The organism is Pseudomonas sp. I3-I5 (assembly GCF_022699445.1).
GTDB classification, from domain to species: Bacteria; Pseudomonadota; Gammaproteobacteria; order Pseudomonadales; family Pseudomonadaceae; genus Aquipseudomonas; species Aquipseudomonas fulva.
The window spans coordinates 2008857-2031202 of sequence record NZ_CP093940.1 but is presented as its reverse complement, the minus strand read 5'-3'; the positions used below and the strand labels follow the sequence as shown (position 1 = coordinate 2031202).

The window sequence follows — 22346 nt, the reverse complement described above, 5'->3', positions numbered from 1 at the left end:
CCCCAGATCAGTCCGCCAACCGCCAGGTCGTCCCGCCTTTGCTGTCTTCAAGCACCACACCCATGGCCGTCAACTGGTCACGGATGCGATCAGACTCGGCCCAGTTCTTGTCGGCCCGCGCCTGCAACCGCGCCTGGATCAAACCCTCGACCTGCGCTGCGTCCACCTTGCCTTCAGCGCCCGCACGCAGGAAGTCATCGGCCTCCAGCTGCAACACACCCAGCACGTCACCCAGCTCACGCAAACGCCCCGCCAAGCCTGCCGCTGCAGACACATCGCTCTCGCGCAGGCGGTTGATCTCGCGGACCAGATCGAACAACACGGCGCAGGCTTCCGGCGTACCGAAATCGTCGTTCATCGCAGCAGTGAAACGCTCGACGAAAGCATCCCCACCGCTGGCCGGGACACGGGGCAGGCCACGCAAGGCGTGGTAGAACCGCTCCAGTGCACCCTTGGCATCACGCAGGCTGTCCTCCGAATAGTTGATCGCGCTGCGGTAGTGGCTCGCCACCAGCAGATAGCGCACCACTTCAGGGTGATACTTTTCCAGCACGTCACGAATGGTGAAGAAGTTGTTCAGCGACTTGGACATCTTCTCGCCGTTGATGCGAATCATGCCGCAGTGCATCCAGGCGTTGGCGTACGGCTTGCCGGTTGCAGCTTCGCTCTGGGCAATTTCGTTCTCGTGGTGCGGGAACTCAAGGTCGCTGCCGCCGCCATGGATGTCGAAACTCTCACCCAGGCAGCACGTGGACATCACCGAGCACTCGATGTGCCAACCAGGCCGGCCAGGCCCCCAGGGTGATTCCCAGCTGGGTTCGCCTGGCTTGACGCCCTTCCACAGTACGAAGTCCAACGGGTCCTGCTTGGCCTCGCCGACCTCGATTCGCGCACCGATGCGCAGGTCTTCGATCTTCTTGCGCGAGAGCTTGCCGTAACCCACGAACTTGCCGACGCGGTAGTACACGTCGCCGTTGCCAGGCGCATACGCATACCCTTTGTCGATCAAGGTCTGGATCATGGCATGCATGCCGGCAATGTGATCGGTGGCGCGTGGTTCCTGGTCCGGAGGTAGGATGTTGAGGCGGCGTTCGTCCTCATGCATCGCGTCGATCATACGGGCGGTGAGTGCGTCGAAGGTTTCTCCGTTCTCGTTGGCCCGGTTGATGATCTTGTCATCGATGTCGGTGATGTTGCGCACGTACGTCAGGTTGTAGCCGCTCTTGCGCAACCACCGGGTGGCCAGGTCGAAGGCCACCATGCTGCGACCATGGCCCAGATGGCAGTAGTCGTAGACGGTCATGCCGCAGACGTACATGCGCACGTTGTTGCCGTCCAACGGTTTGAACGGCTCCTTGGTCTTGGTCAGTGTGTTGTAGATCGTGAGCACGATGGTTCCTCAGCTGCCCCAGGAGTCACGCAATGTGACGGTGCGGTTGAATACCGGGCGGCCCGGCTGGCTGTCCTTGAGGTCAGCACAGAAATAGCCTTCGCGTTCGAACTGGAAGCGATCTTCTGGCTGCGCCTGGGCCAGCGAGGGCTCGGCACGGCAGCCGCTGAGCACTTGCAGCGAATCGGGGTTGATGTTGTCGAGGAAAGTGCCACCCTCCTCGGTCTTCTCAGGGTTCGCCGAACGGAACAACCGATCGTACAAGCGGACTTCGCACTCCACGCTGCCTTCGACCGGCACCCAGTGGATCACGCCCTTGACCTTGCGGCCTTCGGGGTTCTTGCCCAGGGTGTCGGGATCGTACGAGCAGCGCAGTTCGACGATGTTGCCATCGGCGTCCTTGATCGCCTCGTCGGCGCGGATGACGTAGCTACCGCGCAGGCGCACTTCGCCGTTGGGCTCAAGACGTTTGTAGCCCTTGGGCGGCTCTTCCATGAAGTCGTCACGGTCGATGTACAACTCGCGTGCGAACGGCAGCACGCGCACCCCCATGTCTTCCTTAGGGTGGCGCGGCAGCTCGAGCTGCTCGGTCTGGCCTTCGGGATAGTTGGTGATCACCACCTTCAAAGGGCGCAACACGCACATGGCGCGGGGTGCAGTGCGGTCCAGATCGTCGCGGATGCAGAACTCCAGCATGGACATGTCGACCACGCCGTCCGAGCGGTTGGTACCGATCATTTCGCAGAAGTTGCGGATCGATGCTGGTGTGTAGCCACGGCGGCGGAAGCCCGACAGCGTGGACATGCGCGGGTCGTCCCAGCCCTCGACGTGTTGCTCGTCCACCAGTTGCTTGAGCTTGCGCTTGGAGGTGATGGTGTAGTTGAGGTTAAGACGGCTGAACTCGTACTGGCGCGGATGCGCCGGCACTGGCAGGTTGTCCAGGAACCACTCATACAGCGGCCGGTGACCTTCGAACTCCAGGGTGCAAATGGAGTGGGTGATGCCTTCGATGGCATCCGACTGGCCGTGCGTGAAGTCGTAGTTGGGGTAGATGCACCAGGTATCACCTGTTTGGTGATGGTGCGCATGGCGGATCCGGTAGAGGATCGGGTCCCGCAGGTTCATGTTGGGCGACGCCATGTCGATCTTGGCGCGCAGCACGCGCTCGCCGTCCTTGAACTCGCCGGCCTTCATGCGCGCGAACAGGTCGAGGTTTTCCTCCACGCTGCGCTCGCGGAACGGGCTGTTCTTGCCTGGCTCCTTGAGGTTGCCGCGGTATTCCTTGGCCTGCTCCGGGGTGAGGTCGCACACGTAGGCTTTGCCCTGCTTGATCAGCTCGACGGCCCAGGCGTGCAGTTGGTCGAAGTAGCTGGAGGCATAGCGAACGTCACCGGCCCAGTCAAAGCCCAGCCACTTTACATCGCGTTGGATGGCATCGATGTATTCCTGGTCTTCCTTGGCAGGGTTGGTGTCGTCAAAACGCAGGTGACAGACACCCCCGAACTCCTTGGCCAGGCCGAAATTGACGCAAATCGACTTGGCATGTCCGATGTGCAGGTAGCCGTTTGGCTCTGGCGGGAAGCGGGTGACGATGCTGGCGTGCTTGCCCGAGTCCAGGTCGGCCTGGATGATCGGCCGCAGGAAGTTCGCAGGGACAGCGGGGGCGCCTTTGGCAGCGGCGTTGGGCGCGTTGTCGGCAGTGGGCTTGCTCATAGGATCCTTGAATGCACGTAGCCGGCCTGGGTAGGCCGAATGAATCAAAGGGCCTATCATAGCCGAAGCAGTCAAGCTGCCGACAGTCGGGCTCCGCCAAACTGGCGTGTTTTATCACGCCTTTTTGCCGCAGCCTTGGCAAAATGGCGCAAGCGCGCCATGTGTCCCCAACACCTGATGCCGCGTCTGGTTAGTAATCAGCGCCCAGCGCATCCCAATTTCCGATTGCCTTGAAAAAGCGAGTTTCAGCATGTCCAAAGTCAAACTGAGCACCAACCACGGCGACATCGTCCTGCAACTGGACGCCGAGAAAGCGCCGCAGACGACCGCGAACTTCGTGCAGTACGTCAAGGAAGGCCACTACGACGGCACCGTTTTCCACCGTGTCATCAAAGGCTTCATGATTCAGGGCGGCGGCTTCGAAGCCGGCATGTCCCAGAAGAAAACCCGCGCCAGCATCCAGAACGAAGCCGACAACGGCCTGAAGAACAAGAAGTACAGCATCGCCATGGCGCGCACCATGGACCCGCACTCCGCCTCGGCGCAGTTCTTCATCAACGCCTCGGACAACGATTTCCTCAACCACAGTGGCAAGAACACTCAGGGCTGGGGCTACGCCGTGTTCGGCGAAGTGATCGAAGGCCGTGAAGTCGTCGACGCCATCGAGAAGGTTGCCACGGGCTCGAGTGCTGGCCACCAGGACGTACCCAAAGACGACGTGATCATCGAGATAGCCGAGATCATTGAGTGATACTGCTGATCTCTGATCTGCACTTGCAAGAAGAACGCCCGGACATTACCCGGGCGTTTCTTGATCTGCTCGAAGGTCGTGCTCGCCAGGCCCAGGCACTGTACATATTGGGCGACTTTTTCGAAGCGTGGATCGGCGACGATGCCATGACCGCTTTCCAGCAGTCGATCTGCCAGGCCATGCGCCGACTCAGTGACAGCGGCACAACGCTGTACCTGATGCACGGCAACCGCGACTTTCTGATTGGCCAGGCCTTTTGCGAGGCCGCAGGTTGCACCCTGCTGAGCGACCCCTGCGTGGTGGAGTTGGGAGCAGAACGGGTGCTGCTGATGCACGGCGATACCTTGTGCACCCGCGACCTGGGCTACATGAAAATGCGCCGGTTACTGCGCAACCCTGTAAGCCTCTGGTTGCTTCGGCACCTGCCGCTGTCGGTTCGGATGAAATTGGCACGCAAGCTGCGCAGCGAAAGCCGCGCACAGACGCGAATGAAGTCCACGGAGATCGTTGACGTCACGCCCGAGGAAGTGCCCAAGGTCATGGCAGCGCACCACGTGCGAACGCTGGTGCACGGCCACACCCATCGTCCGGCGATTCACAAGCTGATGGTGGACGGGGAGCCGGCCCGGCGCATCGTGCTGGGCGACTGGGACAAGCGGGCCTGGGCCTTGCAAGTGGACGCGCAAGGGTTTCAGCTGGCGCCGTTCGAGTTTCCCTGAGCGCTTGGGCGCTACCTGCTCGACAACGGGATAGCCCGCCTGAGCGCAGCATCAGGCGTCGGCCTGATGCTCATACGCAACGCGCGACGCTCACAGTCAAGGCATGCGGGAGACCAGCAAGGCTCGTCTCCCGTACCGACAATCACTGAACGCCTGGCCGCTCATCTCGCTCACGGATAATCATCGCCCGGTACGCCGGATCGGCCTTAATCTGCTTCTCTGTAAACGGCATATCATGCAGCTGACCAGCGGCGAACGCCTTGGTCTGATCACTGGCATGCGGCGAGACCGCCTCGCTCGATTGGGAGAACGCCAGCAGACCACGTGCCTTGGGGCCATCGTCAGTAAAGCTGACCAGCTGTAGGTAGCTGGTGCCGCTGACAACCAGACGCTTGCCCTGCCCCATCGGCACACTGTACATGGCGTTGTACACGCCAAGTGCCTGGGGGCCGCCCGGCACTGGCGTGCCATCATGGGCCTGTTGCACCTGCCCCCACCGCGCCATCGGGTCGATCCCCTCCTCGGCCACTTGACGGAGCGAGGCAAGGGCCGCCTGATGAACCACCTTGCTCACCGATGCCTGCTCCACCGCTAAACCACGCGGGGTATGCACGGGATCGTTGCGATCGAACGCTACTCGCCATACCTGCGGTTGTTGCTCAAGTGCATCGTAGATGTTTTGAAAGTGCACCAGCCCCATGTTGCTCTGCTGGTTGGCCTTGCCGTTCCAGCTGGCCAGGCTACGGCACACTGGCTCGACATCTGTGGGGGCACGCTTGCACCAGTTCAACAGATCCGGCAGCAGCAAACGCGCAAGGTAGACTTCATCATCGGTCACCATGCGCTGTAGGTCGTCCACACCAAGTAGCGCTTTGCCTTGCAAACGTTCCAATGCGAAACGCCCGCGCATGCCCAGAGGCTGATCACTGCGGCTGACCAACGGGGAGTAGCCTGTCAGCGGCTGCGCAGGGTTGGTCATCCAGGCTGGATCATTGGAATTCTGGACGAAGTCATCGCGTTCCAGGCGCGGCATGAGTTCAGCCGGAACCGTACCGGGTTGGGCGGCGCGGCCGTCAACCTTCCAGTTACACAGGCTGCGGGAACCGTCGAGCACGACCAACGGGCCTGCGTGTTCGCCCCCGCAGGCATCGAGCAATGCCTGGTCGACATAGGGCACCACCGACTGGTTCAGGTAGGTCGTCTTGCCACCTTCATCCACAGCGACGGTGTTGACCCATGGAATGCCATGCAGCTGCTCGACGGAACGCGTCAGCGCCGCCACGCTGTCAGCGCGATTGATCTGGTACCACTGCTGCAAGACGCGGGTGTTGTCGCTGTTGGCATCGCGCAGGCTGTAAGCCGTATGTCTGTCCCAATCCAACCGCCCTGGCCACTGGACGATCGGGCCAAATGACGAGCTGTACAGAACACGCTCAACTTTCTGCAATCGGCCATCGGCGGCCTTGACCATGATGCTGATGCTTTGACGGGTCAGCGGCAGCGACTTGCCGTCGAGCATGTATCGGGTTGGGTCCTTTGGATCGAGTTGCAGGCGAAACAGGGTGAAATGCCTGGACGTGTCGACGGTGTGGGTCCACGCAAGGTGGCGATTGAAGCCAATATTGACCATCGGCAGGCCTGGCAGCGCTGCGCCCATCACATCGAGCTCACCGGGGATGGTCAATTGCATCTGGTAGAACCGCATGCCTCCCACCCAAGGGAAATGCGGGTTGGCCAACAGCAAACCTCGGCCATTGAGCGAACGCTGGGCACCCACTGCAATGGCGTTGCTGCCGCGCTGGGTGGCAAAGCGTTGCTGCTGCTCCAACGCTTGCCCATAAGCGACGGCGGGTCGCTGGGCATCGTTCTGGGGCGGGTGCGCCCCGGCCAGGGCCTCGACGAACTGCCCGACCCCACCTTCTGCAAGTAACCGCCGGGTAAGCTTGACCAGGTCTTGGCTGGTGATGGCGCGCACCCACGCGCCATCTCCACATTCCGCAGGCAAGCCCTGCTGACGCCGCTCGGCCAGTGCTCGATTGAAACCACTGGCATAACCCGCCAGGAGGGCCTGGATGGCAGCGGGCTGTGCCTCCAGAAAGGCCTGCACCTGAGCCGGCGCGTTGAGCCACGTGAAGAACACATCGCTGGCCAGGTTCTCGCGCTGGTCGACGGTCCGGCCTTGGCTACCAAAATAGCGCGAGCGCTCACCACTGACCGTCAGCACCTGGTCAGCCAGCAAACAAAGGTTGTCCTGGGCATAGGCATAGCCAATGCCATAACCGAGCCCTCTTTCGTCTTTGGCCACGATATGCGGCACGCCATAGGTAGTGCGACGGATCTGGGCGCTGGCGTCTTGCGCTACGGTTTCGGCCTGTGCGGTCAAGGCCGCAACCATGAGCGCTGCGGCTAAACCGGCACAACGACTTGAGCGGATAAGTGGGGACACGGGCACTCCTCGAATACGGTTCATGCCGGTGAAACGAACGAACGTGGGTAGAGTTTAGGCGGCCTCCGCGCTCAGGCCTGGCACCAGCGCGCAGAGCCCAAGACATGACTGGAGAAGAGGCCGCTTGATCTGGAAACCCAACGAATGATCAAGTTTTTTCTGCTTTTGCATTGCAGATTACATGCGCTCATTCGTCTTATTCAAAGAGGCACCCATCGTTCGGATTCGTCCAAGAAAAGGAGCATTCACATGTACAACCCGCCAACTCCGATACATGCCACGACGGGGCAGGACGCGCAGATCGACGAACGAACCGGCAACGAGCAGATACGCGAGTTGCTGCGCAGCTTCGGCCTGCGTACCAGCCTGATACGGCTGAAAGTGATAGACACCCTGCACGCGGCGCAGCGAAATGGACGAAGCATTGGGGTGCGAGGTGTGCATGCGCAACTGGAGCAATTGGACATACCGCTGTCATTTCTCAGCGTACGAGAAGTGCTCAAGCGGTTATGCGCCGAAGGCGTGATTCAGCTAGGGGCCGACAAATGCTACAGCCTTGATCCGCAGGCCCGCGCCCTGTTGGAGCGGACTATTTCGCCCTGAGCAGCTGGGCCGGCCCACTGGCCCGGCAAGCATCAGCGCCTGACTTTGCGTCGTAGTATGCCGTTGATCACGACCACGACCACGGCAATGGCGATAGCCAGCATCTGGAAGGTCTGCTCGCTGATCGTACCGGCTTTTTGCAAGTGGGAAAGACCGATCATCAGCCCGAGGACTACCAGAATGATCAGGAGAGAATATTTCAGGCGCTGCACGTGTGTCATCAGGGTTCCTTGCTACATCCGGGACAGATGGCTTTGCTCAAGCCGCGCAGATGATACAACGTTCGCCCGCCCCGGCGCTGCATTTCCTGCTGCCTGATAGCATCGCCAGCTGAAAAAATACGGCTTCATCACACCTGTGGGGAGCCCCATGAACAAGCGCCTGTCAACACTCTTGCTGTGCCTGGCTGCCACGCCACTGCACGCTTTCACTACAACTGAAGTCCCTTGCGCAACACTGCTCGATCTTGGGCACACGCTGAGCCAGCAAGCAGGGAGCAGCCAGTGGCAACAGTTGTGGCAACGGGTCCGAAAGGCTGGCTACCTGAGTCCTGACAACACCTCGTTGCGCTTCGAGGTGCCCTCCGCTGTATTGCCAGCACTTGCGCAGCAGACCCTGGCCGGGGCCGACCATGTACGGCCTGTGTCCCAGACCCAGGCGATCTACCGCCGGACCTTCGATGACCGGATTATCGGATCCCGTAAAGGGCAGCCCCTTCACGCGCTCTGCGTGCAAGTGGACTGGAGGTCCGTGCCATCGGAGCTGCGAAACGTTGAAAAGGCGCGCGTGAGCAGCGCCAGTTTACTCAGTGCCTATCCCTGCGACTGAGGTGCGAGGGCCCAAAATGCCATACGTTGTGCTCACCCCCCTGACAACAGTCGATCCTCAAGCGCTTACATGCTTTTTTCCTACACGGTGAGACTGCGCTGCCTGCATAAGCTAGTAACCGAAGCTACAACCCTCACCCCTAATGGCGCCTAGCGGGTCCCGCCGGCAATCACTGAAAATCCAGCCACACCTCGACGTTATGCCGCTGGTGATCCCTACCATTTTCGAAGGAGCGTCATATGGAAACGCCAGACTTGAGCCACATCGACGTCAGCCAATTGCCGCAATCGCTACAGGCATTGATTGAGTGCATAGGCATAGAAAACGCGTACCAGCTGACCTGCGCGTTTGGCGGTAGGCCTAAGTACATTCCAAAGCACCGCGATCGTACCAAGCTTGCTGATGTGTTACCGGCTGAGGCACTCGACGCCCTGATCAAGCGCTTTGCAGGTGTCGCGCTCGAGATTCCCAAGGCTGATCATTTCGTCCGCCAACTGCGCAACCAACAGATTCAGAAAGAAAGCGCCAGCGGATTCTCGCGCAGCTTGTTGGCCAATAAGTACGGGCTGAGCCTGCGCCAGATCGGCAACATCCGCCGTCAGGATTTGCCATTGCGATAAGCGACGCTTTATCAACTCATACCCCCCCTCAACCTGAAACCTAAGAAGAGAACCCAGTATGTCTATAGATAACAGCTTAATCGGGTCTGTCATCAACGCCCTGCCCATGGACCGCATGATCGCAGGCCCATTGCAGGCCATGGTCCAAGCCCAGGTCACCGCCAGCAAATCCTACGCAGACTTCCTCATGCAAGTCTGCGTACAGGACGGCAAGGCGGTCGCCATTCAGTTCGATTACGACGAGACCATCGTCGACGAGCAGGGCCAATCAAAGGGCGTGGTCAAGAAGACGCTGCAAGTGCCGCTGATGGCGGCGATCACCCACCCCAACATCGCCATCGAAAACGGTACTGTCGAATTCGAGCTGGTCATCAACCAGATGTCCGAAGACACGTCGGCCAGGGATGTGAACGCAGAAGCCGCCGCCTCCTTGGGTTGGGGGCCTTTCAAGCTCAACGTCAAGGGCAGCGTAAGCCACAAGTCCTCGCAAACTCGCAAGACCGACACCCGGGCGCGCTACGCATTCAACACGACCCTCAAGCGACAGGATCCACCGGAGGCAATGATGAGGGTGATCGACTTCCTCACGGAGGCCGCCACCAAGCCCGTTCTTGCAAAGGATGCCACGCAGCAAGAGCGCCCTTCGAATCCGCCATCTGAGGCTCAGGAAGAGCGCAATCGCCCAACGGCATGACCACCGTCGACGCACTCACGGCGTGACGCGACCTGTCCCCCTGAAGGTTCTTCAGGGGACCCACTTGGCCCAATGAGTCGACCCCATGGACAAGAGCCCCGCCCCCATGACCTCCATTGACCTGCGCGAAATCACTCGCGGCCTGCAGGAAGCTGCGAGCGCCGCCAACAGCATGATCGCGCAACAGTACATTGAACTGTTCGATCGTTTTTTCGACTGCAATCACCAAGAGCTGGGCGCACCGATGACCGCGAAGATGGTCGAGGTGGCCATGGATGGGCAACACTTGATGCGCGTGCCCCTTTTTGCGCTGGTTTCCCCCAAAGGGTTGGCGCTCGAACGGATGCAGGTCGACCTGTCGGTTCGCGTGCAGAATACCGAAGCACGCCGAGCTCTCACCCCAGCCGATGGAAACCGCTCGGCGAGTTTCAAGGTCACCATTGGCGGCCATGGCCGCCAAGGGGATAACCGCGATCCCGACGAAGTGCAGATCCGCATGCAGTTCCAGGCAAGCGAACCGCCCGAGGCTTTGAACCGGCTGATCGAGGAGTACACGAACTTGATCACCCCAGTTCGCGCCCCGGCTTCAGCGACACCCCCCTCGCCCACCAACGAGTTCATCGAGGCGGCGACGATCCGTTGATTCCGACACCATCTGCTCAGCCCGACCCTCGGCCAGGTCAGGCCGTCAACCTTGGGTGGCGACTAGAAGTCCCGTTTGTAGAAGACGTCCAGCGAGCTTGCCACTCCACTGGCAGCCTCGACATACACCTTCTTACTGAGCTTGTAGCGCAGGGCGATGGTGTTCGCCGGCTCGAATACCCCTACCCCATAGCGCAGGCTGAGTTTCTCGGTCAGGTTGCCGCTGGCCACCACACTGGTAGTGTTGCCTGAGCCCTCGGTATCGAGCTGGAAGTCGTCGATGCCCAGACGCGATGCCACATTCCCCGTGATCCCTGCGCTGCCAGCCAGTCCCAGGCCCAATGCGGCCTCGGCCAGCATGTTGTTGTCTTCACCCGATGCTCCCAACGGACGGCCAAGCACCAGGTAGGACAACGCTTGCTCCTGGCTCATGGCAGGCTCGGAGAACACCGTACTGGTCGGTTGCTCGGCGTTGCCGCTCAAGCGGATGCCGGCAATCACGTCATCAACCTGGCGGATCGCTTCGATGTCCAGGTAGGGCTGGTCGATCGGACCGGCAAACAGCAGCCTGGCGCGGCGGATGGTCAGCCGCTGGCCGTAGGCGCGGTAGCGACCATCGGCCAGGCTCAACTCGCCGCGCGTATCGAGATTGTCACCGATATGCACGTGCCCCAGCAGGTTGGCAGTCAGGCCGAAACCACTGAACGACAGCTTGCCTCGTCCTACCTCTACATCGATATCCATGGCCATGGCCATGGGCGGCTTGCCCTCCTCGGTCTGGTTGCCCACGATGACCGTGTCGTCGGAAACCTTGACCGTCGAGGGGGGCAGCTCGCGCACCGTGATCTTGCCGTTGGGCACCTGCACCTTGCCTGTGACTGCCAACTTGTCGTCGATCAGTTGCAAGGTAAGGTCCGGCGCCACCTCCAGGGTGGCATAGGGTTCGACCGTGACGGGCAACTGCTGCCCTTGCACGCGGATGTTCATCCCCAGCGCCTGGCCCCAGGTCAGGCTACCATCGACCTGGCCGCGCCCGGTGCTGCCGCTGCGCCAGGTGCCGGCAAGCTGCACCTGTTCACCCGCGATCCGGGCCTGGAGGCTGAGGTCCTGGAACTGGGTCGGCAGTTCGGCGCCGGTGATCTGGCCACCGCTCAAATTCACACTACCGTTGACTTGCGGCGCCAACAATGTGCCGGACAGCTGCCCGCTACCCTTGAGCTCCCCAGCCAGGTGCTCCACCATCGGCACGAAGGGACGGGCGACCGAAAGGTCGAGACCAGCCAGGTTGAAATCACCGGACAACGGCTTGTCCTTGCCCAGTGGGTCAATGCGCGTTGTGAGATTCAGCTGCCCCAGGCGCTCCCCACGGAATGCAAGACGCGTATCGATACGCCGCGGTGCCAAGGTGCTATCCAGTCGCAGGGTCTGGTAGGGGAAATCGACCCAGCGATTACCGTCATTGACGCGCAATGTGCCGCCACTGGCGTCCACTACCACCGTACCCTTCGGGCCGCTGGCGGGCAGGTCCAGGTTGATGTCGGCATTGAGCAGACCCTGCCATGCGAAATCCTTGGGCATCCACTGCGCGAGGCTGTCCAGCGGGAAGCGCTTGAGGTGGTACCGCAGGCGTGGCTCAGGCGCCAACCGTTGATCGTCACCACACAGACTGGCCTGCCCGGATCGCCAGCAATGGGCACCGAAATCCAGCTGACCGCTGGCCAGGCGCTGCAATTTGGCAGGCGCCTGCAATTGCCAGTCTTGTCCGCCAGCCTGTACCCGCCCAGTGGCCAGGCGGCCGCGCCAGTCACCATCGTCCAGTTGCCCGTCCAGCCCCACGTCCAACTTCAGCTGCGGGCCGTTCAACGCCAGCGTCAATGCTTGTCGTCGCATGTCGCCATTGCCGACCGCTTGCAGCGTACCGAGGTCGGTATCACCCGCCTGAATGCCCGTGACCTTCAAGTCGATATTGGCCCGTTGCCTGTCGTCCAGACGGGCCGACAGGTTCAGTTGCTGCAAGCGATTCTCGGCCTGGGCCAACCCGGTACCGCGCAGAGCCAGTGTGCCTTGCGGCGCCTGCAGGGTGCCGGCCACGTCCAGCTGCCCCTTGACCTGGCCCTGCAGCTCGGGCCACAGCTGCACAAGGCGTGGCAGGTCGATGTCCACCTTGCCGGCCAGGCGCTGTTGCAGGCTGCCACTGCCGTTTATGCGGTTGTCGCCCAGTTGTACGCGCAAGGCTGCCAGGGTCCAGCGCTGCCCGGCCCCGTCCGCCTGAACGTTGAGTACAGCGGGTTGACCACGCAGGCGGCCCTTGAGGTCAAGCTGTGCGTCGAGCGACAGGTCATCGCCCTGCACCTGGCCTTTGCTGCGCAACGGCCCGGCCAATGTTCCAGGGAGTTCCGCCACCCAATAGGCCGGGTTCAACGCCGACAGTTGCAGGTCGACGTCCCAGGCGAGTGCTTGGGCGAAGCGTACGGCCACACGGCCAGTTGCCTTGCCTTGCCCCGCAGTGAGCGCCAGCGTTGGCAAGGTGACCTGCTCAAGGTCACCTTCGAAGGGGCTTGCCACCTTGAAAGCGCCGGCAGGCCCGTCCAGATCGCCATCGAAGCTGCCTTCATAGCGACCGTCGCGGTAGCGGACCTCTGCATTCAGGCGCTTGAGCGTCACCTCGGGTGGTGTATCCAATGGGTACAGGCGCAGCCAGGGGAAGTCCTGCCAAACCAATTGCGCGTCCGCTGCCAGGCCCTCCTGCCAGTCGACCTTGGCTTGCAGCTTCACCTGCTGGCTATCGCTTGCGTTGAGATCAAGGCCCTTGACCACGGCGCCCTTGCTGTCGACCACGCCGGACAAGGCCAGAGCGATGGGCGACTGCTCGGCTGGCAAGTTGGCAGAACCGGTCAATGCATAACCCGTCTCCAGGTTCCCATCGGCCAGCAGCACCAGGTCATCGAGCTGCAGGGTGTCGGGCAGTGCTTCCGACGGTTTGAACGCTTTGGACTGAATGCTCAAGCTGGCGGGCAGGTGTTCGGCCAACGCCTGGACCTTGCCTGCAAGAGTGGCATCCAGGTACCCACTGCTAGTGCCGGTCAGGTCAAGCGAGCGTTGCAATTGACCCGTGGCCTGCAATGCCAGTTGCCATGGCTGGTCACCCATGGCAGGGAGCTGCACCTGGGCCTGTAGCTGCACAGGCCAATCGCCTTGGGGCTTCACGTCACCTTGCAGGTCCAGCTTCAAATCGTCGCGGGTCAGATGCAGGCTGTCGATGCGCATGCCCTCACCGGTCCAGTGCGCAGCCAGTTGCAGATCACCAAGCAGGTCGCTGCCATCCAGACGCAATTGCCCGATCTGCACCTCGCCCAGTTCGATGGCAAGCGGCAAGTCCACTGTGGGCAATTGCAGCGGGCCGTCGTCACTGACGTCGGTCGAAGGGGCAAACGCCATGTCGATACGTTCTGCGTGCAGCTGATCGATGCACAAAGCCCCACGCAGCAGGCACGCCGGGGACCAGTTCAGCAAGGGCGCCTGCACCAGAACCTGGGTTTGCCCATCGACGTAGGAAAGACGAGTCGCTTGCCAAGTGCCCGCCAGCCGTCCTGCGAAGCCCTCTACGCTCAGCCCGGGAACCTTGCCCAGCGCCCACCGGCTGCCGCCCTCTGTGCCGATCAGCAACGCGATGGTCAGGGTCAGGATGCTCACGAGCCCCAACAGGCCCAGCAGCATGTATTTGATTACAGGTTTCAAAGCTCAGGCCCCATGGAAAAGTGCAGGCGGATGCCGCCGTCGTCGTCCAGGGCCTTGGCCAGGTCCAGGCGTAGCGGCCCTACCGGTGACACCCAGCGCACGCCGAAGCCGACGCCCGTCTTCAGGTTGGGCAATTCGAAGTCATTAAACGCATTGCCCTGGTCGACGAAGGTTGCCAGGCGCCATTTGTCCGTCAGGGAATACTGGTACTCGACGCTGCCCGCCACCAGGTAGCGACCACCGATGCGATCCCCATCGCTGTTTTTTGGCGACAGCGTCTGGTAGTCATAGCCGCGCACGCTCTGGTCGCCACCGGCGAAAAACCGCAGCGAAGGCGGAACGCTGTTCTGGAAACCGTTGGTGGCACTACCGCCAAACTGCACGCGGCCCAGCAGACGGTGATTCTGGCCTACCGTCGTAAGCCCTTTGAGCAACACGTTGCCGCGCAGCAGGTTCGTATCGGAGCCGACACCTTCCTTGGCCACTTGCGCTTCGAACTGCACGCGATAGCCATTGTGGGGGTCTATGCGGTTGTCGCTGCGCAGAAACGAATAGCTGATACCGGGCATCAGCAGGTTGCTCAGGCCCGCATCGTCCCCCAGCCGGTACTCTTCGCGTTGGTACTTGAGCGATATGACTCGCTGCCAGCCATTGGGCAGCTTGCTGTGCCATTCAGGGCCTACCGTCAACAGCTTGCTGAGGGTGTCGGTACCCGCCAGTTCCTCGTTCTGGTACCCCCCGGCAAAACGCAGTTTGTCCGTCAATGGTGGGTCCAACGGGATGTCGTACCACAACCCCACGTTTTGCCGCGGCGCCGACAGCTCCGCTTCCCAGCCATAGCTGTGCCCCTGAGGGTTGACCCAATGGCGAGTCCAGTTGGCCTTGCCGCGCGGACCGACGTCGGTGGAGTAGCCAAGGCCCAGGCCTAATGTACGGGGTTTGCGGGTTTCCAGGCGCACATCGACCGGAATGTTCTGGGCGACAGCGGCCGTGGGCGCGGCGTCTACGCGCACGCCCTCGAAGTAGCCGCTTGATTGCAAATCGTTGTTGAGTTCGGCAATCAGCTCCGAATCATAGGGTGTACCGGGCTTGAACGAGACCATGCGCTGCAGCAGATCGTCGTCCAACGGCGTATCGCCACTGAAGGTGACCGCGCCCAAGCGGTACCGCGGCCCACTTTGGTAGACCAGATCGATATCGGCCACGCCAGCACGTGGATCGACGGCCAGGCGCTGCTGGCTGAAGCGGCCTGCGAAGAAGCCATAACGTGAGGCCTGGTTCTGAATGACACGCTTGGCATCTTCATAGACGCCGTGGTTCAGTGGCTGGCCAGCGCGAAGGGCGCCGCCGGAAGGCACCCTGAAGGCGGTCATGTCACTGGCCGGCCCCTCGACGCGCACGGTTACGTTGCGCAGGCGAATCGGCTCGCCAGGCACGATGTTCACCACCAATCGCGGTGAACCGTCATCACCGCTAGGCGGCTTGACGTCGGTGCTTATCTGGGCCTGGTAGTAGCCCAGCGCCTGGGCCGCTTTGCGCGCCTGCTCCTCGGCCCCGCGACTGAAACGCAGCAGCGCTTGCTCGTCGCGGTCACCCAAGCTACCGATATAGCCCTCGACATTGGCCTTGAGCGCCTTGTTGGCCGGTTTGACCGTCACCACCAATTCGCTCTGGCCCCATGCAGCAAAGCTAACGGCCCAGATCACCAGGCCCCAGCGAACTCTTCCTGAATATGTCATCCCGCGCATGCTACCAGACCAACAGTGTAAAAGAAGCCAACCCAAACGCCATTCACGCCAATGGCTCACCGGCCTGAGCGTTGTCATACATCAAGACGCGTTGGCGTACTGTCCCAATGGCGACCTCACCGGTCTCGACAAAGCCTTGGGTGTGATAAAACGCCACGTGTTCATCATTGCCCGTGTCGACGACGATGCCTTGGGCATCTCCATCATTTCTGCACCAGTGTTGTACCGCATGTAACAACTGGGTCGGATACACCTGGCCTTGTAGCACTGGCAACACACCCAGCAGCGGTAACACGTGCACCTGATCGGTAGGCCGGCACGTCGAGACGGCCGCCTGGTAAGCCATGAAGCGCCGGGTGGCACGCACCCCTGCGCCAACCATCATGCGCAAACGCCAGGCCCAACTGTCTGCCACACCCAGTCGCCGCAGGGGCGGGACGATCAGCGCGACGCCGATCAGACGATCGTCGAGTAGCAGGCCGACGGCGGGCAGCTGCAGGTAAAAATGCTGGCGGACCCACTCGCGCAGCAGTGTGCGCAGGCGCCGCTCATAACCGGGGCGATGCGCTTCGAGCAGATAAGCGAAGGTTGGGTCGTCCCGGTAGACGGTGTACAGCAGTGCCCGGGTTTCGCGGCGGTAACCGGAATCGAGCAGGCAAACGCGGGCCTCGGCGGCAGGGGCTTGAGACATGGAGGGGAACCTTCTGGGCTGGCTGATAGGCCTTGGAGGCACAATGCCGCCCATCGTTCACCTTGGCGCTGCACCAGTAGCGCCTACGCGCCACCATGCTGGTGATCAACGCCGATGTCGGCTAGCATCGCGCCTTTTTACCGGGATCGTCTCTGCATGAAGATCGTCTGTTTCAACATCAACGGCCTGCGGGCGCGCCCACACCAGTTGGCCGCCCTGGTCGAAAAGCACCAGCCGGACATCATCGGCCTGCAGGAAACCAAGGTCAGCGACGATCAGTTTCCGCTAGCCGAGGTCCAGGCCCTGGGCTATCACGTGCATTACCACGGGCAAAAGGGCCACTACGGTGTCGCCCTGCTGTCGCGCCAGGCACCCTTGAGCCTTCACAAGGGGTTCGCAACGGACGAAGAAGACGCTCAGCGCCGTTTCATCTGGGGCACCTTCGCCGACCATCAAGGCAACCCCATCACCGTCATGAACGGCTATTTCCCGCAGGGCGAAAGCCGTGACCACCCCACCAAGTTTCCGGCCAAGCAGCGTTTCTACGCCGACCTGCAAGCACTGCTCGAAGGCCAGTTTCGCAATGACCAACCCGTGCTGGTGATGGGCGACATGAACATATCGCCAGAAGACTGCGACATCGGTATCGGCCCAGACAATGCCAAGCGCTGGCTCAGGACCGGCAAATGCAGCTTCCTGCCAGAGGAGCGTGAGTGGATGGAGCGCTTGAAAGGCTGGGGCCTGGTAGACAGCTTCCGGCATCTGCACCCGGGTGTCGACGACCGCTTCAGCTGGTTCGACTACCGCAGCCGTGGCTTCGAAGACGCGCCCAAGCGCGGCCTGCGCATCGACCTGATCATGGCCTCGGCAAGCCTGGTCCCGAGGATCAAGGCTGCGGGAGTGGATTACGAACTGCGCGCGATGGAGAAACCGTCGGACCATGCGCCCATCTGGCTAGAGCTCAGCTAAGCCAGCCTGGGCGCGCACGGGGTCTCGTCCGGCTCACAACGTCGTGCGCAAGGCCTCCCCGATGCCGACACCCCGGCCATCATCGGCGGCGCTGACCAGGGCGAAATTGTACGCACCGTGGGACCAGTACCGGGCCTGAAGCTGACCATCGATTCGCTGCCCTTGCGGCATGCGCCGGAAGTGCTTGCCGGGTGAGCGCAGGAACAGGCTGATCCTGCGCCCCACCCCATCTTCGAACACCACCAGCGCCGCCGGCCCTTGCTCGTTACTGAGCAGTCGGGCGCCCACGGGGGTGAACCCGTAGCCTGCCAGGTCAGGCAGTTGCCCCACCTGATCAAAGTGCGCTTGCAGCCAAGTGCGCAATTGATCGGAATCACGCGCCTGGATGTCCAGCGCCTGGCTGTCGGCGAACAAGCGGTGAGCCTGCACGGCATCAGCCATGGGTTTTACGTCAGCAAGGCTGGCATCGCGCGCCTGCCACCCACCGAGCCCGCCTACGCCCAAGGCCACTACGATCGCGGCAGCACTTGCCCAGCGACGCTGCAGGCGGTGTCGCGCCTGTCGCCGCAGCTGATCCCGATCAACCAGCGTGCTCGCCCGCGGCTGCGCAAGGCCCGCCAGGCCCGTACGCAATTGGCGCGCATCGGCGAGCCAGCCTTCAACGCGTTGCGCAGCCTGGGGATGGCTGGCCAGCCAGGCCTGGACTTCGGCGCGGCGCACCGGGTCCAGGCGGTCATCGACGTAGGCATGAAGCTCTTCTTCACTAGGAATAAGACGTGTCATTTCAATCTCCGCAAGGCCGGTGGTCGAGGGCTGTCCTCGGTCAATGCGCGCAGGGCATCGCGCGCGCGCGACAGGCGTGACATGACAGTACCGATGGGAATGCCCAACGTCTGGGCAGCCTCCTTGTAACTCAGACCTTCAACGCTCACCAGCAACAGCAAGGCACGTTGCTCGGTCTTGAGTCGGCCGAATGCCTGCAAATCCGCCTGGGCCAGCACGATGTCCTCAAGATTGTCGCCAGCCACTTCTTCGGCCGCGCTGCTGCTGGCGAACCAGGAGAGCCAGCGGGCGTGCAGGCGTTCTCGCCGTTTGCCATCCAGAAACAGGCGATAAAGGATGGTGAACAGCCAGGCGCGCAGGGCATCGGGATCCTGATGCTGCTGACGCCGGCTCAAGGCACGCTCGACCGTGGCCTGCACAAGGTCATCGGCACTCCCCGCCTCGCGAGTCAGCCAGATGGCGAAGCGGCGCAGTCGGGCCAGCAGCGCTCGCCATTGTTGGTCGTCCAAGTCCTGCATGGAAAGTATCCGGGCAATGATGGGGCAGTGTAGGGAACAGACGCGCTGGAGAAAAAGTTATTCCCACCCGAGGAATAACTTTTTCAGTGCAGCGTCGTACTGGCACCTTTCGTGAAATCAACGGGACTGACCATGAACCAACCTTTGCAGGGCCAGGCCAAGGCCTGGCGTCTTGCGGCAATCGGCGCGTTAATGCTGGCTGCCGGTGCGGGCTTTGCCTACAGCGCCGGCTGGCTTGGCCCCTCCGCGCTCACACCACAGCGCATCATCGATACGTTCGAGGCCCAGGCTGGGCATTACCCGGGTTATCGCAAGAACCACTCCAAAGGCCTGTGCGTGAGCGGCTATTTCCAGGCCAGCGGGCACGCGGCAAGCTTGTCGACGGCACGGGCGTTCACCCAGGCGCGCGTGCCGGTGATAGGCCGCCTGGCCATTGGCGGTGCCAACCCGTTCGCGCCTGACACCGGCATCCCCGTGCGCAGCCTGGCAATCGAGCTCTCCACCGATGACGGGCAAGTCTGGAGGACCGGCATGAACAATCCGCCCGTACTGGCAGTGAGTACGGCCGAGGCGTTCTACGAGCAGGTGCTTGCCAACACCCCGGACCCGGCGACGCGCAAGCCGGACCCTGCCAAGGTACAGGCCTTCTTTGCAACCCACCCCGAAAGCGCCGCGTTTCGGCAATGGGCCGCCAGCTACAAGCCCAGCGACAGTTTCGCCAACACCCAGTACCACAGCATCAATGCATTCAAGTTGATCGATGCCGACGGCAATGCCCACCCGGTGCGCTGGCAGCTTGAACCGCTCACGCCCTACACCGCGTTGCCGGCGCAGGTAGACGACCCCCTGTTCCTGCAACATGACCTGCAGCGACGGCTGGCGCAGGGGCCCTTGCGCTGGACCCTGCGTTTGGTACTTGCCGAGCCGGATGACGCCATCGACGACCCCGCCAAACCCTGGCCTGCGAACCGGCGCAGCGTCAACGCAGGCACGTTGGTGCTTGAACAGGTCGACGCACCGGAACAGGGTGCCTGCCGCGACCTCAACTTCGATCCCTTGATCCTGCCCCGCGGCATCGAACCTACCGCCGACCCTATACTCGCGGCCCGCTCAGCGGCCTATTCCGAATCGTTCAACCGTCGTAGCCGCGAGTCCTTGAGCACTGGAGCCCGACCATGAAACCCACCGTCTTTCATCCCGTCGCCCGCGTGCTGCACTGGTCGATGGCGATTCTGATCCTGGCCATGCTCTTCATCGGGGTAAGCATGGTCACGGACCTGTCGGTCCGTCATCCAGTGCTGGTCAGTTTGCACAAGGGCACAGGGCTGGCGCTGCTGGTACTGGTGATAGCGCGCATCATCGTGCGCCTGAGTATTCCCCATCCGCCCCTGCCCCAGGACCTGCCAGCTGTCCAGCGCCTGGCTGCGGGCGCTTCGCATCTGCTTCTGTACGGCCTCATGCTTGCCATGCCCTTGCTGGGGTGGGCCATGCTCTCGGCCGGCGGGTACCCTCGCCCGCTCGACCTGCCGGCGATCGCGCCTCATGACGTGCAGCTGTATGCCGTGCTGCGCCAGGCGCATGGCTGGGCGGGTTACCTGTTGTTTGCCACGGTACTGGTACACGTGGGCGCTGCGCTGATGCACGCCTGGGTTCGCCGTGACGGGGTGCTGCGCAGCATGTGGCCAGGCCCGAGAGCGGAATAAGGGCGCCGTATCTCGCCTGGCGATGACCCATCCGGCATCGCCAACGGCCTGCACTGGCAAACCGCAGCGCGCAAGGCTTGAGAGTATGTTTTAATGCGCCTCGCTCATTATTCTTGACACCTCTTATCACAAGGCGGCTATGGACACGGGGACGCGACTCAAACTAGTGCGTGAACGCAACAACCTCTCGCAGCGAGAGCTGGCGCGCCGCAGCGGGCTCACCAACTCGACCATTTCGCAGATCGAGCAGAATCGCGTCAGTCCTTCAGTCAGCTCCTTGAAAAAGCTGCTGGAGGGCATTCCGATGAGCCTGGCAGAGTTTTTCAGCTTCGATGAACCCGTGCGTGAGGAGCGATTTGTGTTCCGGGCAGGCGAGCAGCCCGACTTGGGTCGCAACGGGTTGCGCATGCTGCTGGTGGGTGCCAGCGTCGAGGGCCGGCAAATGCGTATGCTGCGCGAGCTTTATGCCCCAGGAGCCGACTCGGGCGAGCCCATCGTGCACGCCGAGGGTGAAGAGTGCGGGCTCGTCACCCGAGGCACCGTCGAGCTGTGGGTCGATGGCCAAGTCAGCGTGCTCAATGCCGGTGACGGCTACTACATCCCAACCACGCTGCCCCACAGTTTCAAGAATATTGGCCAGGACGAAGCGGAGATCATCAGCGCCAATACCCCCGCGAACTTCTGATTCAGGCGCCGTGATGGTTGCAGCCCAGGTCGGCTGCAACCATCACCGGTTCATCGGACCGTTGGCACCTCGATATCATCCTGCTCGCGGCTCGCGTAATGTTGCGCCAGCACGGCGCAGACCATCAGCTGGATCTGGTGGAACAGCATCAGTGGCAGGATCATTGCGCCAATGCCGCTCCCGACGAACAGCACCTGCGCCATCGGCACCCCGGTTGCCAGGCTCTTCTTCGAGCCTGCGAACAGGATGGTGATTCGGTCTTCCAGGTTGAAGCCAAACACTTTGCCCAGCAAGCTCGTCCCCACCAACACCACGGTCAGCAGGATGCCGCAGACGGCGAACAGGCCTGCCAGGTGCTGCGGCGAAACGGTGTGCCATAAGCCTGTGACCACCGCTTCGCTGAAGGCGGTGTAGACCACCAGCAGAATCGAGCCCTGGTCGACGATCTTCAGCCAGCGCGCATTGCGCTTGACCCAGGCACCAATCCAGCGGCGGGCGAGCTGCCCGGCCACGAACGGCACCAGCAACTGCAAGGTGATCTTGAGCACTGCGTCCAGACCTGAGCCGGTGTCCCCGCTGGCGCCCAGCAACAACATCACCAGCACTGGGGTCAGGAATATGCCCAGCAGGCTGGAGGCGGCTGCGCTGCAGATGGCCGCCGGCACGTTACCCCGCGCCAGCGAGGTGAACGCAATGGCCGACTGGACGGTGGCAGGCAACGCGCAGAGGTACAGCACCCCCAAGTAAAGCTCATCTCCCACCAGTGGCAGGAACAGCGGCTTGAACGCCATGCCCAGCAGTGGAAACAGCACAAACGTGCAGGAAAACACCAGCAGATGGAGGCGCCAATGCCCCGCCCCAGCGATGATTGCCTCCCGCGAGAGCTTGGCCCCGTGCAGGAAGAACAACAAACCGATCGCCAGGTTGGTGAGCCAGCCGAAATACACAGCCCCCTGACCTGAGCAAGGCAGCACGGTGGCAATCGCCACCACGGCCAGCAACGCCAGGGTGAAGTTGTCGAACAGCATGCGCAGATACTTCATCACAGTTCCGTTCCGTCTTGTCTTTGGGCAAGCACGGAGGATAAGGTTTTGCGCCCCCAGGC

General features: G+C 62.0%; 21 protein-coding genes. 11 read left to right on the top strand and 10 right to left on the bottom strand.

Annotation, left to right across the window (positions count from 1 at the left end; all coding sequences use genetic code 11):
* Positions 1-7: 7 nt before the first annotated feature.
* Positions 8-1390, bottom strand: a complete 1383-nt coding sequence (gene cysS / locus MOP87_RS09230) for a cysteine--tRNA ligase (protein WP_027915573.1) — start codon at positions 1388-1390, stop codon at positions 8-10.
* Between the two features lie 9 nt (positions 1391-1399).
* Positions 1400-3103, bottom strand: coding sequence for a glutamine--tRNA ligase/YqeY domain fusion protein (locus MOP87_RS09225; protein ID WP_059184066.1), 1704 nt, complete (start codon positions 3101-3103; stop codon positions 1400-1402).
* Between the two features lie 250 nt (positions 3104-3353).
* On the opposite strand from MOP87_RS09225, the gene MOP87_RS09220 reads away from it, so the two are divergent.
* Positions 3354-3854 (top strand): peptidylprolyl isomerase, encoded by a 501-nt coding sequence (locus tag MOP87_RS09220; protein WP_242810431.1) that lies wholly within the window; start codon positions 3354-3356, stop codon positions 3852-3854.
* On the top strand, positions 3851-4573 hold the full coding sequence (locus MOP87_RS09215) for a UDP-2,3-diacylglucosamine diphosphatase (protein WP_110607497.1): 723 nt from the start codon (positions 3851-3853) through the stop codon (positions 4571-4573). The genes MOP87_RS09220 and MOP87_RS09215 overlap by 4 nt, the downstream gene beginning before the upstream one ends.
* Before the next feature lie 142 nt (positions 4574-4715).
* Here MOP87_RS09215 and MOP87_RS09210 read toward each other — a convergent pair whose 3' ends face one another.
* Positions 4716-6968 (bottom strand): acylase, encoded by a 2253-nt coding sequence (locus MOP87_RS09210; RefSeq protein WP_242810540.1) that lies wholly within the window; start codon positions 6966-6968, stop codon positions 4716-4718.
* Positions 6969-7268: 300 nt separating this feature from the next.
* On the opposite strand from MOP87_RS09210, the gene MOP87_RS09205 reads away from it, so the two are divergent.
* A complete protein-coding gene (locus MOP87_RS09205) occupies positions 7269-7622 on the top strand; it encodes a fe2+ zn2+ uptake regulation protein (RefSeq protein ID WP_242810430.1) in 354 nt (117 codons plus the stop codon).
* A 32-nt stretch (positions 7623-7654) separates the two neighbouring features.
* Here MOP87_RS09205 and MOP87_RS09200 read toward each other — a convergent pair whose 3' ends face one another.
* Positions 7655-7843 (bottom strand): hypothetical protein, encoded by a 189-nt coding sequence (locus MOP87_RS09200; RefSeq protein ID WP_023533551.1) that lies wholly within the window; start codon positions 7841-7843, stop codon positions 7655-7657.
* Between the two features lie 148 nt (positions 7844-7991).
* Between MOP87_RS09200 and MOP87_RS09195 the strand changes: the two genes are divergently transcribed.
* The 4 genes from MOP87_RS09195 (at position 7992) to MOP87_RS09180 (ending at position 10407) form a co-directional block, all read left to right on the top strand.
* Positions 7992-8450, top strand: coding sequence for a hypothetical protein (locus MOP87_RS09195; protein ID WP_242810429.1), 459 nt, complete (start codon positions 7992-7994; stop codon positions 8448-8450).
* A 239-nt stretch (positions 8451-8689) separates the two neighbouring features.
* Positions 8690-9070, top strand: a complete 381-nt coding sequence (locus tag MOP87_RS09190; RefSeq protein WP_027915566.1) for a Mor transcription activator family protein — start codon at positions 8690-8692, stop codon at positions 9068-9070.
* A gap of 58 nt (positions 9071-9128) precedes the next feature.
* A complete protein-coding gene (locus MOP87_RS09185; RefSeq protein WP_027915565.1) occupies positions 9129-9764 on the top strand; it encodes a DUF2589 domain-containing protein in 636 nt (211 codons plus the stop codon).
* 85 nt (positions 9765-9849) lie between these two features.
* A complete protein-coding gene (locus MOP87_RS09180; protein ID WP_028687738.1) occupies positions 9850-10407 on the top strand; it encodes a DUF2589 domain-containing protein in 558 nt (185 codons plus the stop codon).
* Between the two features lie 62 nt (positions 10408-10469).
* Here the strand turns inward: MOP87_RS09180 and MOP87_RS09175 are convergent, their stop codons facing one another.
* The 3 genes from MOP87_RS09175 to MOP87_RS09165 are packed head-to-tail and all read right to left on the bottom strand — an operon-like array spanning position 10470 to position 16583.
* Positions 10470-14144 (bottom strand): translocation/assembly module TamB domain-containing protein, encoded by a 3675-nt coding sequence (locus MOP87_RS09175; protein WP_242810428.1) that lies wholly within the window; start codon positions 14142-14144, stop codon positions 10470-10472.
* Positions 14141-15883: an autotransporter assembly complex family protein gene (locus tag MOP87_RS09170; RefSeq protein ID WP_027915562.1), complete on the bottom strand. Its 1743-nt coding sequence runs from the start codon at positions 15881-15883 to the stop codon at positions 14141-14143. The genes MOP87_RS09175 and MOP87_RS09170 overlap by 4 nt, the downstream gene beginning before the upstream one ends.
* 52 nt (positions 15884-15935) lie before the next feature.
* Positions 15936-16583, bottom strand: coding sequence for a GNAT family N-acetyltransferase (locus MOP87_RS09165; RefSeq protein ID WP_023533510.1), 648 nt, complete (start codon positions 16581-16583; stop codon positions 15936-15938).
* Positions 16584-16739: 156 nt separating this feature from the next.
* Between MOP87_RS09165 and xthA the strand changes: the two genes are divergently transcribed.
* Positions 16740-17552 carry an exodeoxyribonuclease III gene (gene xthA / locus MOP87_RS09160; protein ID WP_023533543.1) on the top strand — a complete coding sequence of 271 codons (813 nt, stop codon included), beginning with the start codon at positions 16740-16742 and terminating at the stop codon, positions 17550-17552.
* A gap of 33 nt (positions 17553-17585) precedes the next feature.
* On the opposite strand, the gene MOP87_RS09155 is transcribed toward xthA, so the two are convergent.
* On the bottom strand, positions 17586-18335 hold the full coding sequence (locus MOP87_RS09155; protein WP_110607493.1) for an anti-sigma factor: 750 nt from the start codon (positions 18333-18335) through the stop codon (positions 17586-17588).
* A complete protein-coding gene (locus tag MOP87_RS09150; protein ID WP_027915559.1) occupies positions 18332-18853 on the bottom strand; it encodes a sigma-70 family RNA polymerase sigma factor in 522 nt (173 codons plus the stop codon). The genes MOP87_RS09155 and MOP87_RS09150 overlap by 4 nt, the downstream gene beginning before the upstream one ends.
* Positions 18854-18979: 126 nt before the next feature.
* On the opposite strand from MOP87_RS09150, the gene MOP87_RS09145 reads away from it, so the two are divergent.
* From MOP87_RS09145 to MOP87_RS09135, 3 genes are all read left to right on the top strand, one after another.
* Complete coding sequence (locus MOP87_RS09145) at positions 18980-20032, top strand: catalase family peroxidase (RefSeq protein WP_128611111.1); 1053 nt, start codon at positions 18980-18982, stop codon at positions 20030-20032.
* Positions 20029-20556 (top strand): cytochrome b, encoded by a 528-nt coding sequence (locus MOP87_RS09140; RefSeq protein WP_027915557.1) that lies wholly within the window; start codon positions 20029-20031, stop codon positions 20554-20556. The genes MOP87_RS09145 and MOP87_RS09140 overlap by 4 nt, the downstream gene beginning before the upstream one ends.
* A gap of 139 nt (positions 20557-20695) precedes the next feature.
* Positions 20696-21241 (top strand): cupin domain-containing protein, encoded by a 546-nt coding sequence (locus tag MOP87_RS09135; protein WP_027915556.1) that lies wholly within the window; start codon positions 20696-20698, stop codon positions 21239-21241.
* A gap of 50 nt (positions 21242-21291) precedes the next feature.
* Here the strand turns inward: MOP87_RS09135 and MOP87_RS09130 are convergent, their stop codons facing one another.
* Positions 21292-22284 (bottom strand): bile acid:sodium symporter family protein, encoded by a 993-nt coding sequence (locus MOP87_RS09130; RefSeq protein ID WP_027915555.1) that lies wholly within the window; start codon positions 22282-22284, stop codon positions 21292-21294.
* Positions 22285-22346: the final 62 nt, after the last annotated feature.

Bases quoted from the DNA above. Each gene is read 5' to 3' on its own strand.
- MOP87_RS09225 (WP_059184066.1), bottom strand. From the start codon at position 3,103: ATGAGCAAGCCCACTGCCGACAACGCGCCCAACGCCGCTGCCAAAGGC.
- MOP87_RS09220 (WP_242810431.1), top strand. From the start codon at position 3,354: ATGTCCAAAGTCAAACTGAGCACCAACCACGGCGACATCGTCCTGCAA.
- MOP87_RS09210 (WP_242810540.1), bottom strand. From the start codon at position 6,968: ATGGTTGCGGCCTTGACCGCACAGGCCGAAACCGTAGCGCAAGACGCC.
- MOP87_RS09205 (WP_242810430.1), top strand. From the start codon at position 7,269: ATGTACAACCCGCCAACTCCGATACATGCCACGACGGGGCAGGACGCG.
- MOP87_RS09200 (WP_023533551.1), bottom strand. From the start codon at position 7,843: ATGACACACGTGCAGCGCCTGAAATATTCTCTCCTGATCATTCTGGTA.
- MOP87_RS09195 (WP_242810429.1), top strand. From the start codon at position 7,992: ATGAACAAGCGCCTGTCAACACTCTTGCTGTGCCTGGCTGCCACGCCA.
- MOP87_RS09190 (WP_027915566.1), top strand. From the start codon at position 8,690: ATGGAAACGCCAGACTTGAGCCACATCGACGTCAGCCAATTGCCGCAA.
- MOP87_RS09185 (WP_027915565.1), top strand. From the start codon at position 9,129: ATGTCTATAGATAACAGCTTAATCGGGTCTGTCATCAACGCCCTGCCC.
- MOP87_RS09180 (WP_028687738.1), top strand. From the start codon at position 9,850: ATGGACAAGAGCCCCGCCCCCATGACCTCCATTGACCTGCGCGAAATC.
- MOP87_RS09170 (WP_027915562.1), bottom strand. From the start codon at position 15,883: ATGACATATTCAGGAAGAGTTCGCTGGGGCCTGGTGATCTGGGCCGTT.
- MOP87_RS09165 (WP_023533510.1), bottom strand. From the start codon at position 16,583: ATGTCTCAAGCCCCTGCCGCCGAGGCCCGCGTTTGCCTGCTCGATTCC.
- xthA (WP_023533543.1), top strand. From the start codon at position 16,740: ATGAAGATCGTCTGTTTCAACATCAACGGCCTGCGGGCGCGCCCACAC.
- MOP87_RS09155 (WP_110607493.1), bottom strand. From the start codon at position 18,335: ATGACACGTCTTATTCCTAGTGAAGAAGAGCTTCATGCCTACGTCGAT.
- MOP87_RS09150 (WP_027915559.1), bottom strand. From the start codon at position 18,853: ATGCAGGACTTGGACGACCAACAATGGCGAGCGCTGCTGGCCCGACTG.
- MOP87_RS09140 (WP_027915557.1), top strand. From the start codon at position 20,029: ATGAAACCCACCGTCTTTCATCCCGTCGCCCGCGTGCTGCACTGGTCG.
- MOP87_RS09135 (WP_027915556.1), top strand. From the start codon at position 20,696: ATGGACACGGGGACGCGACTCAAACTAGTGCGTGAACGCAACAACCTC.
- MOP87_RS09130 (WP_027915555.1), bottom strand. From the start codon at position 22,284: ATGAAGTATCTGCGCATGCTGTTCGACAACTTCACCCTGGCGTTGCTG.